Origin of the sequence: Okeania sp. SIO2F5, from assembly GCF_010692685.1 — a bacterium.
Taxonomy (GTDB): Bacteria; Cyanobacteriota; Cyanobacteriia; order Cyanobacteriales; family Microcoleaceae; genus Okeania; species Okeania hirsuta.
In genome coordinates, this window is sequence record NZ_JAAHGU010000143.1 from 1 (window position 1) to 17,841 (window position 17,841).

A 17,841-nucleotide genomic window follows, 5' to 3' on the forward strand; every position below is an offset into this window, starting at 1 on the left:
ACCCTGTTCCGCACTAGCGAAGTTTATGAGGGAGCGCTGGAAGTGCTTGGTGAAATTACCAGCGACCAAACTTGGGGATGGAACCAGCTTTCTAGTCAACCTGTAGAGGTTTATATGGCTCCTGGAAGTCATATCACTATGTTGAGTGAACCTCACGTAATGGTATTAGCTGAAAAACTTAAATTTTGTCTAGCTAAAGCATGGAAAACTGAATTATAAGGGATTTATCAAAGCAAGATTTATTGATTACCGTTGCTGATTATGGGTATGATTATGCCGTTCTGAGAAACCTATGATTATCTATAGATAGCCATTTGGTATCTTTGCAAAGTGGCAACAGTTGTCATTGCGACCGAAGGGAAGCAATCTCATGGTCAAACGAGATTGTTTCCTTCCACTCCGTTCCAGTCGCAATGACGAATGCAGTGACTAATTACCCGGATTTTATATAGCGCTGTGCGCAGGCAACAGGCAACAGGAGGAATAAAAGACCGATAGTATAAGACTTTTAGCTATTGGACAGTTCTTGTAATTTGTAAATATGCCAGCGCACATTGCTATAATAATGCAATTAAGGGGATTTGATATAAACAGGACTTACGCAAACAGGGAAATTATACACCATTTGTAGGGTTTAACGGCCGTTAATCCCTACAAATTTAGTTAATCTGGTAAGAAGACAAATTGATATTATTAGGACTTATATCATGTCCGGATAATCAGTTATAAAAAAAACTTTCTCCCTTCTAACCTTTTCTTTCCCTCTGCCTTCTGCCTTCTGCCTCCTGCCTCTTCAATCACATATTTGCTTCAGTAAATCATAAAATGGCTGCCAATTATCCTCTACTGTAATGGATTCCCATACTGATTCAATTATAGGTCGAATTAAACTTTGTTGAGGATTATATTGCTTCAACCTTTCTGCCATTGCTTTTAATTCATCATTAGAATAAGTCTGTAATAAATGATAATAATATTGTCGCCACGACTCCATTAATTCTGATTGTTCAAAATCAGCAAAAATTTGATTAACATCATCACGCCAATCTGGAGAAAATTCTTTTCTCAATCCTAAAAAGAAATCGTGATAGCCAACCTGAGAACTTTCCAGCAGTTTAATAGTTAGCTGAAGTAACTTTTCTGCATCTGTTTCTGGCAAATGTTCAAACCCTAACCTATTAATCATTAATCGCCTATATTCAAGCAGATAAACATCATCAAACTCATCTAAACTCGCCCTCATATTTTCTCGGTCAATAACTGCAGCTAATGCGTCTTGAAGTAAGTGTAAATTTGACTTACAAACTAACGGTTGATGACTGTAACGATAAAGACCAGAATAATCAAAATAAGCTGCTGTAAATTTGGGGTCATAAGTGGGAATAAAAGCATAAGGACCATAATCAAAACTTTCCCCAGTAATTGACATATTATCAGTATTTAATACACCATGACAAAATCCCGCAGCCATCCATTGAGCCACTAATTTCGCAACTCTTTTTACTAATTCTGAGTAGAATAAAGAATAGTGATCGCTCTGTTCTTTTAATTCAGAATAATAATAATCAATTACATGATCTAATAGCTTTTTAGTTAAGTCGGGACGTTTGAAATAATACAACCTTTCAAAGGTACCAAACCGGACATGAGAACTACTAAAACGTACCATCACCGATGAACGAGTAGGAGAAGGTTCATCTCCACGCCATAACCCCTCCCCAGTTTCAATCAAACTCAAACATCGAGAAGTACGAACCCCATGACGATGTAACATTTCGGCGGCTAATACCTCTCTGACCCCACCTTTTAGAGTCAGTCTGCCATCCGCACTGCGAGAATAAGGTGTTCTACCGGAACCCTTTGTGCCAAAATCATATAATTCACCATTTACCCCACGCACTTGACCGTAAAGAAAACCCCTACCATCTCCTAAGTAAGGATTATATTCACCAAATTGATAACCGTGATAACGTAGAGCTAAAAAAGGTCCGACACAATGAAATTTACCAAAAGCTTCAATAAAATGCTCATCCTTAACATCTTCAGGAGTTAGTCCTATTTTAGGGAGCAATTTATCATTACGAAACCGCAAAATATGTTGGGGAAATTCAGCAGCAAGTACTTCATCATAATAGTCACCACCTAAAGCTTGGATGGCAGGTTCATAGTTGAGCGAAAGGAGAGGATTAGACATTGTTTTCTAAGTCAAAAGTAATATCATAAGTTAAATCCAGGAGATTATGAGTTAAACATTTTTTTATTATTTTTCAATACATTCACTTCTGCTCAAATCTATTCTGTAATTAAAATTGTACAAACATGATTATATTATATGAAGGAAATGACAAGATGGAAGAAGGCTATCTTCTCAGAGGCTGTTTGTAAAGAATTATGAAGTGTTTTTGGCCTTTGTTAATCTTTTAACTATTGTGCTATTGTGGGGGTTCGAGGGAGCTATAAGTCCCGCGTTATGGCTTCCCAGTTCTAAGCTCTGTATCAAAAAGACAAAACTTGAGAACTTATGCAAATAAGCGATGTGTATTAAACTGATGCCTACAAGAGCAGTTTGTTAAACGTCACCGTACGAAAAAAACTGTAGAAAATTGCAGTTGTTAAATTCTTGATATTGGATTAACCAATATAGGCTGTACGGCACAGCTCACTATTCCCTCGGCAGTAAAGCACTCTGGGAATTTCTTTCTGATAATTTGAAGACTACCATTGATATCCGCATTAATCACTTTACCAGTTCCACTTCTAAACAAACCACGTTTGACTCGTTTTCCCACATAATTTTCCTGCTGACATGGCAATTATAGGTCAAGTGCAGAAGTAATACTAGTGTAACTTTCTTCTGTATCCATAACTTTGATACCAGCTAGTTGACATTTATAAGTTATCTGTTGAATTAGCTTTGAGTGGGGTATTTGGGTAAAGTTTTGATTGTTTTTTTTACCGATGTTTGCACCCTGTTTCCAGTTATCATTTTGGCCGATGACTACAATACCAATTCTGTTAGTGACTAAATAATTCACCACTAATTTACTGGTGTTATGCAGATAATTCTCGACAAAACGATTTCGGCGGTAGGTTAACGCTTCAATCTTACGGCTAGTTTTTCTGTTGCCTTTGAGATGACTTTGGTACTTAGCTTTACGCTTATTATATAGTTGATTGACGCTTTTTAGTGGCTTCCCGTTAATCAGCATAGGTTTAACACCGGGCTTGTTTGTAGATAGAGCTACTAATCTGTCAATCCCTAAGTCTATTCCGGCTACATATGTTGAGTGTATTTGTGGCTGAAGAGTTTTTTCATACAGTACTTCAATTATATAGCAGCTCGTAGCAGGTACTATCCTGACTTCGATTACAGTTTCCACAACTACAGGTATTTTGATATCACTCATTGATAAGTGACAAATACCATTTTTCAAAGGAGCTTTATAGACTGATTCCTTTGAATAGATAACTACATTTCTACCTTTGGTTTTGTCCTTATATTTGGGTATTTTGGGCTTCCCCAAAAACTTCTCTGGATGTTTTGACCATTCTTTGATTGCCTGAAAATAACCACGCCAAGTGGCAACCAAGCATTTGATTATTTGTTTTGATACTTTAGTTGGTAATGATCTATAGGCATCACTCTCTTTGGTTGCATGGTAGAGTTTAGTTAAATCCAGACTATGACCAGTAGAGAAAAAATGCTGACGACAGTAATAATTAGCCAAATTATACAAGTTTTTTGACTTAAAGGCTAACTCATCACACACTCGCCAAAAGTTATGTGTTCGGTTAATAATATGTCTGTCAACAAGTCGCATTCATGCAGAATTATTTCATTTTTTTAGTTACCTGTTTAATATTAACACACATTTGTTACAAATACCAACTATTTTATACAATTTTCATTCAACAGTTAATCACCCCGATCCTAATTCCCCCAGTTTTCAATATTCAGTTATATCAAATCCGTTTAATTCGGTATAAAAAAATGTTCCATCTTCAACCATTACCAAATATTTCTCGATAATTCCCCTCCACCGGAGGGGTTAGGGGTGGGTCCCCACACTCCCCACCATAATAATCTAATTACACCGATGCTACCGGATTTGATATTATATCATGCCCGAAGGCAATCGTTTGTGTAAACCCAAGGGTGAGTATATACAGGAAATTTAAGTTTTTTTTTCTTGCTATTAAACCTTCCTGTCTGTTTCCCGTTCCTTACCTTTGCTATACAATACCGATGCTACCGGACATGATATTACTTGTTTGTTGTCTGATAAAAATGTTTATGGCTTCTTTACCACCAGTTCTAGAGCGATTAAATAACTCTCCAACCTCGGAATTAATTCTTGGGTTGCAATATAAAGCTAAAATTGATTCTGTACATCCTCTCTGTGCCAGGACTAATTTTGAACAACTTGATTCCTGTTTTTTAGGAGTGAGTCTTGAGAATAGTAATTTTCAACCAGCAAAGGTTAAGGCCATGGTTGAATGGATTTCCCGGAGGTTTTCCCATTGTCTAGTCTTGGTGGGAGACAGCATTCACCGTATCAATATAGAACTGAAGCGATCGCTAGACCAAGAAACTGCACTGGTTGAAGCTTTAGAAATTGGTCGTGCTTTCGTTCGGGAACAGGAACATATTTTTAAGGCATTTGGAGAGCAGACTAAATTTACCTTCGAGACTTGCAGTCAAATTCAGACCTGGGATGATTATGCACACTTTCACCAATATCTCCAGATATATTTTAAAAGCAATGCTAAATTCCGCTCGTCAGTTGAAGCATTTAGTCGCAACTATCAGATTAGGCGATATTCAAACCAGAGCGATACCTTGCTCGAGCAGCGCATTCGCCGATCCTGTGACTACTTCTTAGAGGAATTTGCTATTTTCGCCTGTCTTCAAAAGCGTGGGTTTTCGGTCATGGTATACCCAGGAACATTCAGCACCCTAACTGAGATTGTCAACGGAGATTATCCAGATATTTTGGAAGAGATTAAGCAATTAATAATAGTATCTCTCCATTTTAAGAAGCGCTAACTATGCATAAGTAGGGTTTGCTGAAAAAGTCTTATGGGTAAGGCAAGGAGACAGGAGACAGGAGTCAACCCACCCCTAACCCCTCCCCTCCTGGGAGGGGAAGTCAGGATAAATGGGAATTAATAGAGGAGGTTGGAGGAGGAATTGTCCCTTGATTTTTCCGCCTTTGTCTGCTCAAAATGCTAACTTTTTGAGCTTGAGCAACCGACAAGCTTGCACTTTTTTCGCTCCAAAAAGTCTAAATCCTTTATCTGTAAATACTTTGAGGGTTAATCAGCAAGCCCTAAGTAGCCACTTAACTTTGATATAATCCTGAAAATCTATCTTGTAGTCTAGCGAGGAACCAGTACTATGACCAATTCAGAACGACCAGAAAATGCTCTCACAAGGACGCCAATGCCACTCTGGCTGCATCTCTGGGGGCGAGTAAACAGATGGGGGGAACGCCTGCTTGGCACTTTTTGGCTATTTCGATATTTTAGCTCTCCTTTCCCCGGCGTACTTGCCCATCATTTTGGCCCAAATCTTTTCCAAGACCACGGAAATGCCTTTCGCCAAGCAACTGTCGATAGAGGAGAATCAGCATCAAACTATTTTCGCACTTCAGGTATTAGTGCTTGTGCTGAGGCAAACGGGGGCATTTGCTCTTTCCGATTTAATGGACAGATTGCCATTTACCAAAACACGAATGTTCCCCTCACGAGAGACCAGGTTCTAGCACCATCTACAGACCCGGTCAGTGGGCTATTCGGTGATTTTGTCGGCACTCTGCCAAACGACCATCCCCTTCGCCCAGGGAAGCGAGCTGCAGTGGAGAGATCCCTTGGCAATCTAAATTTCATCGCCAAGCTTGAGCCAACTGTGAGAAAACACGCTGTGGACTACCTCAAAAGTGTGGCGAGTCAAGAAATGCCTCTCGACGACTTTGCACTTTTCCTTGTCGCCCATGTAGACAGCTTCGTTCCCGGAATACTTGACCTGACTCAAACGCCCCTGACAACTTATTTGGCATCAACAGAGTATGGTCGAGTGACGCGGGACTTCATAGATATTGCCTCGGAGGCGATCGGTAAGGTCAACCCTGCGGCTATGAGCGACTTTGAAACCATTATTCCGTTTGTTCGCCAGCTTCTGACGGACAACTTTGAAGCCTTGGAAGCAGCTCCTGACTCGAACCTGATCCGGCGGCACTTCGCTCTCTGGGAGCGATCGCTAACAGTCCCAGAAATCGAAAATCTCGACCCCGCCAAGCTGAAGGAACTCGGTGCCATCATTGTGGCAACTTACGAAACTACTGCCTTAAGTATGTTGTGGCTCCTTGCTTTTTTGGAAACCTCGCCCGATATTAAAGCGAGGGTCGTTACCGAAGTCCGTTCCGGTGGCAATGAGGAAAAACTATCCTTCATCAATAAAGTTGTACTAGAGGCATTGCGCTTAGGTGGTAGCAACCCCACAGCATTATGGCGTCGCACGACGACCCCTTTTGTTCTTCAGCATCAGGGGCGTTCGGTCACAGTTCCGCAGGGCACTATGATGTGGCTCGATCGTCAGCAGGCGAACTCCGATCCGTCGATATTCCCTAATCCGAACCTATTCGACCCAACAAATATAGATGCCATCTTAAAATCTAATCGCGAAAACCTCAATTCGGTACTTGCACGCGATCGCTATGAGATCAATTCCTTCAGCATGACCAACTCTCAGGGAAACCCTCGCAAGTGCCCTGGAAGAATCTTCTCGGTACAGATGCAGTCTATTCTGTTATCGGAGCTTTACAGTCGCTACGAAGTTTCAGCTCAAGGCATTGACCTACAGTTAAAGCACTATAAGACTATGCCCCGACCTGCACAACCAGGAACAATTGTCATCGAACCTCTAGCTGAATAAAGTTTGATATAAAATCAGGTTGAACACTTATTATATAAGCGGATTTGATCTCATCCAAAAATTTCAATAACTATAACGTTACAGTTTAGGATATGATCCCTCATTAGTGAAAAAATCAGAAAACATTACCGCGATCAACCCGGTTTCTGCTTATATAACTGGATTCTATATCATATCAAATCCGGTAGCATTAGTATAATTCAGTAGTGAGGAATAATAAGTCGAAATTCTAGGAATGAGCAACATTTTTTCCCTACTGACGATAGGAATTATATTACTCCGAAGCCAACGGATTTGATCTCATCCAAAAATTTCAATAACTATAACGTTACAGTTTAGGGTATGATCCCTCATTAGTGAAAAAATCAGAAAACATTACCGTGGTAAACCAGGTTTCTGCCTAATATAAAATCAGGTTGAACACTTATTATATAACCGGATTCTATATGAGAGGATTTGGATTTACTTGTTGGACAAGTAGCTTCAAGTCCTCTCTCGCTATTACAGATATGCAATCGCTATAGATATAAGGCAGAATTAAGCTTTTGTTTCAAATAAGGCAATGCGCAGCCGATCTGCTGTATCTTCCATTTCGGCAATCGACTCTAGACTAACAACCACCTTGCTGTCAACACCCAAAATTTCCGCCGCTTTAGCCACCGCCGCTTTTTCTTTTTCATGGTAGAACCCATCAGCTCGACTCATTTTGATCGCTTGGTACAATAGGGAGTGGCGAAAATTAAGTGGAAAATTAAATTTTATTTGACTCAATAGCTCTTCAAGGTTAGCATTTTTCCAATCGAATTTGCGGAGGATTTCAATATACTCTTGAAATGCTTCCGAGTCTACTGCCACCATTTCCTGTTCGTCAATATACCACTGAAATTCTGCTTCTGCCAGTTGTCCATCCGCTCCAGCGATCGCCAATAACGCGCAACCACAATTGACTCCTACCTCAAAATCAATTAAAGATTGAGCGGCGATGCCATATTTATGTTGAGCATATTTGCTCAGTGCGACAGTTTTTCCACTGCTCATATTTTCCTCCTTTTATTCTTGGTTTTGAGCAGTTCTAATTTTATATCATTACGTCTTGTTTAGGACAATCAAGAAATGAAACTTTAAGAGTAATCTGTTTCTGATACCTCTAAATAGGGTTTGCTAAAGTCTTTTAGTAGGGGTAGGAGACAGGAGACAGGAGACAGGAGACAGGAGACAGGAGAAATAGGAATGAGTGAGGAGGTAGGAGTAAGAATTATCCCTTTATTTTTATACCATAGTCAGCCCAAAATACTAGCTTTATGCAGCTCTTGGCACCGAAAAGCTGGCACTTTTTTGAACCCCAAAAAGGCTAGTACCTTTATTTATCAATACTTTGAGTATTAATCAGCAAGCCCTACTTATGGCGATAAAGAATACTATTTACCCCTACTGGCGTGACACGCCTAAAACTGTGTAATAGATTTTTGTTTCTAGGTGTCTTGATCTCCCCATCTCCCCATCTCCCCATCTCCCCATCTCCCCATCTAATCCACCATTTTAGCTGTGTCACGCCACTACGAATACTATTTACCCCTACAGATGGTGGTTTAAAAGTCAATTTGCGTAAGTCCTGTCTATATTATTGAAGATACTGTAATAGTTAGTGATTTGCTAGAAATTATTGCCAATATATAGCAATGAGCGCTGGTATATTTACAAATTGCAGGAGAGGCCAAATAGCTAAAAGTCTTATATTATCGGTAATTTATTCCCCCAGATGAGCTGTTGCCTGTTGCCTGTTGCCTGCGCACAGCGCTATATTTTCCTTCTTCCTAATTCCTTATTCAGAATTTCTTAGCTGTTTGTGCAACTGGATCAAATTCAAACCTTTCAGAAGATTTTGTTTCACCATAAATATTAAAAGTAAATGTAGGTTCATCTCCGATTACTTCTATATTATGAATAGCATTAGAAGTGAAACTAATTAAGTCTCCTGGTTGTAATATTTTTTCTCCAACTCTTTCAATTTTATATTTATTTTCTGGGTCAGGACTACGTTTCCAAAAAGTATTTTTTTCCTGACCTTTTAATACTGCTACTATTCCCCAAGTACCATGATTATGAATTGTTGAAATTGTGCCTGGCATAAATTTTACTGTTTGTACTGTTAAGGGAAATCCTAACTCATCGTATAATAAAATAACGGAAGTTCCTGTTTTTTCGCAAGGTTCTGGCTCCTGGCTTTGCAGCCAGTATGAATTAGTAATAAATTGTCTAACTAAAAGTCGAATTTTCTGTAGAGAATTTGCTTCATCTGTGGTATCTTTTAGGGTATCTTCTAGTTCTGTTAAGAATCTATACAATCGATAATTTTCTCTTAATAATTTCCATTCATTCACAGTTTCACAAGGTTGACATTGACCGTCTTCAGTCAAAAACCAATCTCGATTTTTCATCTTGTTTCTCCTCTGGTATTGCTGATACTTTAGTTAACTATAAGTTGTGAGAATTTACTAAAAATACTTATATATTATATAGCTACAGTTAATACTAGAATTGTAAGAAAATATGAAATTTTCTCTAGTAAGTTGAATTTTACGTTCGTAGAAGAAAAATTGAGATTTTACTGTGATAGATTTTACAAATTTTCTAAATAAATTGTTTAAAAAAGTACCTCAGCGGTCAGCTTTTCCTGCGGAATGCTACGCAAACAGCGATCGGTAGATTTTTTTTGAGACGCCCTCGTTTGCGGAGCATTCCGGAACAGAAAGGAGATTTTAACTCCTCCTCAAACATCTGACTTATAAGAAGCTGAGGATTTTTACCCAGAGTTATAAAAGCTAAAAGCTGATAGCTAGTTAAATTTATAAATGGCGATCGCGAAGCGAAGCATTATTGTAGATGCACTATTAAAATTTCAACCCTTACTAAAAACTTTTGAGTGAGGATAATTTTAATCCAATTCTAATTTACCTATATCTTGTACTTCTCCAGAAAGAGATTGGCGTACTGATACTATTAAATTAGCTTTACAATGAGGACAAATTAGTGTTTGACTAATTTCTACCCACTCATAATCATTATCAGTGGGTGGCAGTATAAAAGAAAAAGATAGGGATGGCAGTTTAAATTTTTTCTTGAAGTTTGGGCATTTTCTAGTAGTATTTTTATTTTTTTTGTAGCCATTTTATTTTTTTTTAGTTAGGGAACAAGGAATAGAGAATAAAATAGACTTTTGTGTTTGAGCAGTCAATCTAAAAATAATTTTTTCTGCCTATTTAAGCTGACAATCAAATATATAATTAATTTGCCTTGAATACTTAGAAAATTTTGTTTGAGTAGTTCAATCTAAGCTATTAATTCTATACGTTGTCCTACCGACAGCTTTCCTACCTGACTCCTAATTAACTATCTAATTATACCAATGCTACCAGATTTGATCTTATAGCAGTCGAAGGAAAGGAAGCGGACAGATCGACAACTTAAAACTTAGACAACGTCATTTCAGTTATCAGTTATCAGTTATCAGTACCTCTCGCTGTTTGCGCAGCATGACCTAGGAAAGCAAGAGGCTTGAAATACAGAATTATCTTTTTTTTTATCACCTTAAAAGGGGAGGCTTTAGACCACAATTTTTCGGTAAGATTTTTCTTTCTTCCTTCTTCCTTCTTCCTTCTTCCTTCTGCTATGTTGCAGAAAATTTTGACAAAAAATAGTAGGGATATTGTATGCAACATCCCTACTGTAAACTAACTAAAAGTAATATTTTGAAACCAAGCTAAAAGCTAAAAGCTAATTGCTGATAGCTATCTTATTTGAAGATACCAGAAACTGATAATACTTCAGACTCAGGCATCTTGGGGAATAATGGTCCTTTTGCAAATAGTTGAGGATTAGCTTTAGCAAAAGTGTATGATTGACGAACCTGACTATTTACTGCCACTGTCTTCGCATCGTACATCCGAGTTGCCATTTTAGGATATAAACCAATACCAATAATCAAAACCAAGAAACAAGCAGCGATCGCTACTTCTCGTGGTCTGGCATCAGTATAGACAGCATTGGCAGGTAAGACACAATTAGTACCGTAACAAACTGCTTCATCTAAAACTTCATTTTCATAAGGAGTATCTTTGAGAATACAAGCAGGTGCTTTACCAGTGCTGTAGAACATTTGACGCAACATGGAAAGCAAATAAATAGGTGTCAAAATCAAACCAACTGCTGCGAGGAAAACTGTTACAGTGCGGAAAGTCGAACTATAAACGTCGCTGCTAGTCACTCCGACGAATACCATCAGTTCGCTAGCAAACCCACTCATTCCAGGAAGTGCTAAGGATGCCATGGCACTAACTGTAAATAGAGCAAATACTTTTGGCATCACTTGACCGAGACCGCCCATTTCGTCCAACTTCAGAGTGTGGAGGCGATCGTAAGTTATACCTGCGAGGAAGAATAATACTGCAGCAATTAAACCGTGGGAAATCATCTGTAATAAAGCACCACTCACACCCAAGTCAGTGAAGGAAGCAATACCTAACAAAACAAAGCCCATGTGAGCTACAGATGAATAAGCCAAACGGCGCTTCATATTAGACTGGCCAAAAGAGTTCAACCCGCCATAAACAATATTAACGACACCCAGGATTGCCAGAATAGGAGCAAAATAAACATGAGCATCAGAGAGCATTTCTAAATTGAGGCGAATTAATCCATATCCACCCATTTTGAGCAATACACCTGCCAGAACCATTGATACAGGTGAAGAAGCTTCGCCGTGAGCATCAGGTAGCCATGTATGTAGAGGGAAAATGGCCAGCTTTACTCCAAAAGCGATTAATAATCCTGCGTAAAGTAGAAGCTCTAGGGTCAGTGGATAATCTTTCAGACCTAGTTCCACCATATCGAAGGTAATATTGCCGCCACCGTATAAGGCCATTCCTAAGGCTGCCACTAGAATAAATATGGAAGCTGCTGCTGTGTAGAGCAAGAATTTTGTTGCAGCGTAGCGACGCTTTTGGCCACCCCAGATGGAAATGAGCAGGTAGACAGGAACTAGCTCTAGTTCCCACATAATAAACAGTAACATCATGTCTTGGGCTACGAATACTCCTATCTGGGCGGAGTATAGCAGCAGCATTAGAAAGTAAAAAAGACGTGGTTTGTAGTCTACTTGCCACGCCGAGAATATTGAGAGTGTTGTTACCAGGCCAGCTAAAAGTACCAGTGGCATAGATAAACCGTCTACTGATACTGCCCAACTTAGACCTATCTGAGGGAGCCAGGCATATTTTTCTACGAGTTGAAAAGCTGAGTCGCTGGCATTGTAGCTATTCCAGAAGGCGTAGCACATCAGTGCAAAATCTATAATTCCTACACCAAGGGCGTACCATCTCATGGTTTTTCCGTTTTTATCGGGGATGACGGGAATGAGTAGGGCGGCCAGAAGTGGCAGTAGGACGATTGTGGTCAGCCAGGGAAATTGAGTTGCCATAACAGTGAGAACAAATACTTACCTTTGGTCAATTCTATATTACTAAACTTTGTAAACCTTTGTAAATAAATATTGAAAAAAATATGAATATTTATATCTAAATTATAACATAAGTTTAACTTATAATTGAAGCAGGAGTCAGGAGGACCGAGTCAGGAGTCAGGAGTTAGTAGGGAATGATACTGGCTAATTATTTGGCTCCATCAAGTATTTATGCTTAATTTATTCAATTTAATTTGGCTACCATCTCAGTTCAATTATGATGATTTATAAAGTATAAATACTGAGCAACCCACTGATATTTGTGGTACTTTTTATGTGACAAATTGACGTACGGAATCTGAGGTATAAAAATAGACAGATAGGGCGCGGACATAGACTAATAATGCTCTTTAGACAGGGAAATGTTTTTCCTACTGTTCCCTGTTCCCTGTTGCCTGTTCCCTCCTATTAATAATTTTGATGTCAGGATTTTCTACTAAAAAACTATTATCGATCGCATTATTTGTGGATTTTGTGGTGATCGCTGCTGTTATCTTCCGGGCAATACTACTGGATAAAGGACCATATCGATATTTTGATGAGGGGTCTTTGATTAATTGGTTATCGGGTATTCAGTTATTAATTATTGCTGGAATTAACTGGAAAATTTATCGTTTAAGAGTTGGCAGAAAAGGGGTATCTGAGTCTGGAAATAATTATCAAATACTTTGGCAGTTTTTGGCTTTTGGTTTTGTGTTTTGTGCTGTGGATGAACTAATTCAAATTCATGAAAGGTTAGATAAATTTATTCATTGGATCTTTCAAATTCAGGAAACTGCTTTGACTGATAGTATTGACGATTTAATTATTGTGATTTACGGGATTATTGGGTTGTTGGTAATTTACTATTTTCGTCAGGAGTTTTATCAATATCGAGAGGCTTTTAGTTATTTTAAGATTGCTTTGATTTTAGCTTGTTGTTCCATTGCACTTGATTTTTTGACTCAAGGTCAAGAAACATCAAATTTGTTGAATGAAACTCAAGAAATGCAAAGGGAATGGCTCAGGAGTATAGAGGAAATATTTAAAGTTTTTGCTGAAGTATTTTTGATTGCTACTTTTTATAAATGTTTGAGAATTGCTAAAAGATTGAAGAAGGTGGTAGGTGTTAAATCTTAGGTCTGAAGTTAAATATTGCTTGCTGGGGATTTAACAAAGGTATTCTCAAATTAATTGGTTGGATGAACAACCTAACATAGTTCAATAACTAACAATTACTTGTCCTTAACACTATAGGTTTTAGGTTGTAGATGTTATACCAAATATCAAAAGTATTGCTACATATCCTTGAGACTAGGGAGTAGGGAGTAGGGTTCAAAAACATAAGATATTTTGGCTTAATGCCAATAATCATTACAAAAATTATTGAACCACTATTATTACTTAATAACTGAAGTCCCATCGGGAGTATAGCATTATTTTTGGGAATTGGTGTTAGGTTTTAGGTGTTAGGTTTTAGGTCTGAAGTTAAATCTTGCTTGCTGGGGATACAACAAAGGTATTCTCAAATTAATTTGTTGTATGAACAGCCTCAAATAGTTCAATAATTAACAATTACCTCTTCTTAAAACTATAGGATTAACTAAAAGATTTTTTTTCTTTTTTATGCTTGCTACAATAAAGTTTTATATACAGCACATTCCACTTTGGTGAGGTACACCTATCACGGGCAAGATGTCCGCACTTGAATTCATTCAATTGTTAATCTCTGTACTTCATATACTTGGAATCTGCTGTAAAATCTATATAGTTATCGCACTCTCTACTTCCATTCAATGCAGAGATAAAATGCCGGAATTTCCCCAGATAATTCCCACTCTAATCCTTCCTTTTTCATTTATCCCTCTTTTATTATGACTCCTGACTTATACGATAACTAATATGTACTCAAAAAAATAGATATTTCAAGAGTGTCATTTCAGTTATCAGTTATCAGTTATACCAAATCTCACGCATTATTGCTACATCTCCTTGAGAGTAGGGAGTAGGGAGTAGGGTGAAAAGAGATAAGATATCTTGGTTTAATGCCGATAATCGTTATAAACATTACTAAACGATTATTATTACTTAATAACTGAAGTTCATCGGAAGTATAGCATTAATGCATGGAAATTGGTATTATCAGTTATCAGTTAGCCTCCTATGGTCGGAACTTAGTTAACAGTACCTCTGCAATAAGGAGGCTTGAAATATGGAATATTCTCTTTTTTTTTATCCCCTTAAAAGAGGAGACTTTAGACCAAAATTTTCCGGTAAAAACTATCCGCATTTAGTTAACTAGCTATCAGCTATTAGCTATTAGCCTAAAATTTGTTAATGGTATCTGTTTGCGGAGCATTCCGGACCGAAACGCTTTTTAAGGAGTTAATAATAAACTTCCATCCGCCGGAAAATTTTCTGGATTTTTTTGATTAAAGCGCCAATATTGCTGATAATTGTTCAAAAAATTTTGCCCTAAAATTCCATCAACTTCTAATAATTTCAATACAGGGGAAGATAAAATCACTGTTTCTAAATTTGTGAGTTGATAATTTCCCATTTTCACTTTAGCTAAAGAGGCATATTCTGCCATTTCTATTCCACAAAAACCTTGCACTCGAATTTCCTGTCTCTCAGCAGCAGAAATATTTAACTGATTAGCTAATTTTTGAGAAATAAAAATACTTTCTGCCCCCGTATCTAACATAAAAATAAACGGACCTTTGCCATTAATTTCTACCTCAGTTAACATCACACCTAACTTCGCTTTAAGTGGAATAGCATCATTAATATTTGCACTAGGTATTGGAGTCGGAGGCAATAATTTTAATTCTTGAGTTTGAGGATGAATTTCTACATCAAAATTACTCAAAATATCCATTCCTAAAACTCCCGATAATCCATCTGGCATGACAGTAGTAGTAAATTCTAAAGCTGTTAACTCCTCTACTTTGACATTATCAATTTTTAACACGGGTAAACGATGCAAATTAGCTTTCATTTCTGGGCATTCATCTCCCGCTACTGCATAGGTTAAAAGCTCTTGCGGTACTGGTTTTCCCGTTAAACCTAATTCTTTTACAGTTTCTGTGGCAATAATGGAAGTAGAAGCACCCGTATCTAATAAGAAATTACCCGATTTTTTTCCCAAAGTTGCTGTTAAAGTAAAAGCTTTTCCTCCTGTTAAAAATTGAAAAGGAACAGTTGCTTGACCTGTTACTTTTGGACGGGGTAAATTTAGACCTTCTAATTCTACAATAGCTCCAATTTTTCTGTATTTATGAATAGTATTTTCTACAATTTCAGGATTTACATAAAGTTGTCTATTGTCTCCTATATTTTGTTTAGCTGTGTTGCCATACACCCTACTGTATTTCTGATTGCCTAAAGCTAAATTTTGCGAATAAATAATAGGTTTTGGTATAACTAAATTATGGGAAAAAACTTGGCAGCTAATAGAGCTGAAAATAATAGCTGCAATACTCCAAAATTTGTTCATAGTTGTTAAGTTAAGCATTCAGCCGTCAGCTATCAGCCATCAGCTATTGCTTCTTTCTAGTTATAGATAAAAACTAATTGAATGAGAATTAAATTTTACGCCTAAAAGCTGCCTTTAAATCTATATATTAAAATCCCCTCATAAGAGCTGAGATCTGACAGCTAATAGCTGTTTGCGCAGCATTCCGCAGGAAATACTTACATTGTTAATTATTGCTCTGCTGATTAAATCTAAAAGCATTGATATATAAAGACAAGTGCCTTTTGGGGCCTTTAAAAAGTTCGCCTGTTTCAGTCTAAAACGCTCAAAAAGCTAGTATTTTGGGACGATTATGGCAGAACAATCTTGGGATAATTCTTACCGAATAATTAATAATTAACAATCTTGGGATAATTCTTACCGAATAATTAATAATTAATAATTAATAATTAAATAATTATAGTTTAAAGCCTCCCCTTTTAAGGGGAAAAAGCGGTCGAGGGATGGCGATCTTCGGAGCGGGTCTGCAAGAACGGGTCTCCTCGCCATATCCAATCAACCAAGAGAAGAAATAATATTTCCTTATATTCAATTCCGTAGCGGTTTTAACCAGAGGTAATTATCAATTATCCATTATCCATTATCCATTAATGAACCCCATCTCCTCGCTCATTCCCCGTTCCTCCTGTCTCCTGTCTCCTGTCTCCTGTCTCCTGTCTCCTGTCTCCTGTCTCCTGTCTCCTGTCTCCTACCTCCTACCCCTACTAAAAGACTAGTGAAGCGCAAACCCTAATTAATCTGGTGATCGCTTTCTAAAGTATCTAACAAGGTCTTGAGTATGAGATAGGTTGAAGTTGCTCCTGGGTCTTGATGACCGATGCTGCGATCGCCTAAATAACTTGCTCTTCCTTTCTTTGCTAACATCGGAATCGTATTTTTCATCCCCTGTTCAGCAGCATTTACAGCTTGTTTCAAGCTCTCCACTAAACTACAACCATTTTCCGCTGCTTCTGTAAAAGTATCTGCTGCAGGTGACAAAGCATCTAACATGGTTTTGTCTCCCAAGTTAGCTTTACCTCGCTGCACCACTCCCTCAACTGCTGCTACTAATATTTTAGCCATATCTTCCGTCGTTATTTCTGACTTCCCCGCTACTACAGTACTTATTCGCAAAAATAAAGTGCCATATAGAGGTCCGCTAGCACCACCTATAGAAGAGATTAAAGTCATACTCACAGTTTTGAAAATACTGCCGATATCTTTATTAGCAACAGTGGGTAGTTGAGTTACAACTTTCTGAAAGCCACGATTCATATTAATGCCATGGTCAGCATCACCAATGATGGCATCTAATTCTGTCAGATAATTTTTCTTTTCTTCTAAGACTGTTGCTACTGCTTGTAGCCATTGGATAATTTGCTCTTTGTTTACCATAGTTTAAGAAAAAGTTTTGACAAGGTATAAGTTTATCTTAAATCTATGAGTTCAGACATATCAAGAAAATGTTGAACAATTAATAATTAGGGTTTGGGCTCAAAAGTCTTTTAGTAGGGGTAGGAGACAGGAGACAGGAGACAGGAAACAGGAGGGAAGATGTGGGGAGAAATAATATCAAATCCGGTTGAATACTGATTATATCAAATCCGTTTAATTCGGTATATAGCAGTCGCCACTATAGTTAGGACATCGGGTAATTATGATGATTTATGACACGAGCAAGATGCTCGCACTAATTGTCCTAACCGCCTTGGCGGTTACTATAAAAAATCTTCCATCTTCAACTATTACCAAATATTTCTCCATCTCCCCCACTCCCCCACTCCCCTACTCCCCTACTCCCAACTATACAATAACTATTCAACCAGATTCTATATCGAGCTCTAGTTGACCAACAATATACTCTTTAACCGACTTCGCCCCATCTAACTGCAA

General features: G+C 37.9%; 13 protein-coding genes. 4 read left to right on the top strand and 9 right to left on the bottom strand.

Features of this window, described 5'->3' with window-relative positions:
• Positions 1 to 219: hypothetical protein (locus F6K27_RS27570; protein WP_287276067.1), on the top strand; the 219-nt coding region annotated here is incomplete at its 5' end.
• Between the two features lie 574 nt (positions 220 to 793).
• Here F6K27_RS27570 and F6K27_RS27575 read toward each other — a convergent pair.
• From F6K27_RS27575 to F6K27_RS27585, 3 genes are all read right to left on the bottom strand, one after another.
• Positions 794 to 2,194: a YdiU family protein gene (locus F6K27_RS27575; RefSeq protein WP_124143571.1), complete on the bottom strand. Its 1,401-nt coding sequence runs from the start codon at positions 2,192 to 2,194 to the stop codon at positions 794 to 796.
• A 418-nt stretch (positions 2,195 to 2,612) separates the two neighbouring features.
• Positions 2,613 to 2,813 carry a hypothetical protein gene (locus F6K27_RS27580; RefSeq protein WP_287284260.1) on the bottom strand — a complete coding sequence of 67 codons (201 nt, stop codon included), beginning with the start codon at positions 2,811 to 2,813 and terminating at the stop codon, positions 2,613 to 2,615.
• Positions 2,814 to 3,821, bottom strand: a complete 1,008-nt coding sequence (locus tag F6K27_RS27585) for a transposase (RefSeq protein WP_287276070.1) — start codon at positions 3,819 to 3,821, stop codon at positions 2,814 to 2,816.
• A 473-nt stretch (positions 3,822 to 4,294) separates the two neighbouring features.
• Between F6K27_RS27585 and F6K27_RS27590 the strand changes: the two genes are divergently transcribed.
• Both F6K27_RS27590 and F6K27_RS27595 read left to right on the top strand, forming a co-directional pair.
• Positions 4,295 to 5,047, top strand: coding sequence for a tRNA-dependent cyclodipeptide synthase (locus F6K27_RS27590; protein ID WP_161564760.1), 753 nt, complete (start codon positions 4,295 to 4,297; stop codon positions 5,045 to 5,047).
• 351 nt (positions 5,048 to 5,398) lie between these two features.
• Complete coding sequence (locus F6K27_RS27595) at positions 5,399 to 6,934, top strand: cytochrome P450 (protein WP_287276072.1); 1,536 nt, start codon at positions 5,399 to 5,401, stop codon at positions 6,932 to 6,934.
• A 537-nt stretch (positions 6,935 to 7,471) separates the two neighbouring features.
• Here F6K27_RS27595 and F6K27_RS27600 read toward each other — a convergent pair.
• From F6K27_RS27600 to F6K27_RS27615, 4 genes are all read right to left on the bottom strand, one after another.
• Positions 7,472 to 7,972: a TerB family tellurite resistance protein gene (locus tag F6K27_RS27600; RefSeq protein WP_124147766.1), complete on the bottom strand. Its 501-nt coding sequence runs from the start codon at positions 7,970 to 7,972 to the stop codon at positions 7,472 to 7,474.
• A 358-nt stretch (positions 7,973 to 8,330) separates the two neighbouring features.
• Complete coding sequence (locus F6K27_RS27605; RefSeq protein WP_287276074.1) at positions 8,331 to 8,534, bottom strand: hypothetical protein; 204 nt, start codon at positions 8,532 to 8,534, stop codon at positions 8,331 to 8,333.
• A gap of 226 nt (positions 8,535 to 8,760) precedes the next feature.
• Positions 8,761 to 9,372, bottom strand: a complete 612-nt coding sequence (locus F6K27_RS27610) for a cupin (RefSeq protein WP_287276076.1) — start codon at positions 9,370 to 9,372, stop codon at positions 8,761 to 8,763.
• A 1,355-nt stretch (positions 9,373 to 10,727) separates the two neighbouring features.
• Positions 10,728 to 12,410 (bottom strand): NAD(P)H-quinone oxidoreductase subunit 4, encoded by a 1,683-nt coding sequence (locus tag F6K27_RS27615; RefSeq protein WP_287276078.1) that lies wholly within the window; start codon positions 12,408 to 12,410, stop codon positions 10,728 to 10,730.
• Positions 12,411 to 12,872: 462 nt separating this feature from the next.
• On the opposite strand from F6K27_RS27615, the gene F6K27_RS27620 reads away from it, so the two are divergent.
• On the top strand, positions 12,873 to 13,571 hold the full coding sequence (locus F6K27_RS27620; RefSeq protein WP_287276080.1) for a hypothetical protein: 699 nt from the start codon (positions 12,873 to 12,875) through the stop codon (positions 13,569 to 13,571).
• 1,237 nt (positions 13,572 to 14,808) lie between these two features.
• Here the strand turns inward: F6K27_RS27620 and F6K27_RS27625 are convergent.
• Together F6K27_RS27625 and dhaL are read right to left on the bottom strand one after the other, a co-directional pair.
• Positions 14,809 to 15,930 carry a retropepsin-like aspartic protease gene (locus F6K27_RS27625; RefSeq protein ID WP_287276082.1) on the bottom strand — a complete coding sequence of 374 codons (1,122 nt, stop codon included), beginning with the start codon at positions 15,928 to 15,930 and terminating at the stop codon, positions 14,809 to 14,811.
• Positions 15,931 to 16,698: 768 nt separating this feature from the next.
• Positions 16,699 to 17,343, bottom strand: a complete 645-nt coding sequence (gene dhaL, locus F6K27_RS27630) for a dihydroxyacetone kinase subunit DhaL (RefSeq protein ID WP_287276083.1) — start codon at positions 17,341 to 17,343, stop codon at positions 16,699 to 16,701.
• Positions 17,344 to 17,841: the final 498 nt, after the last annotated feature.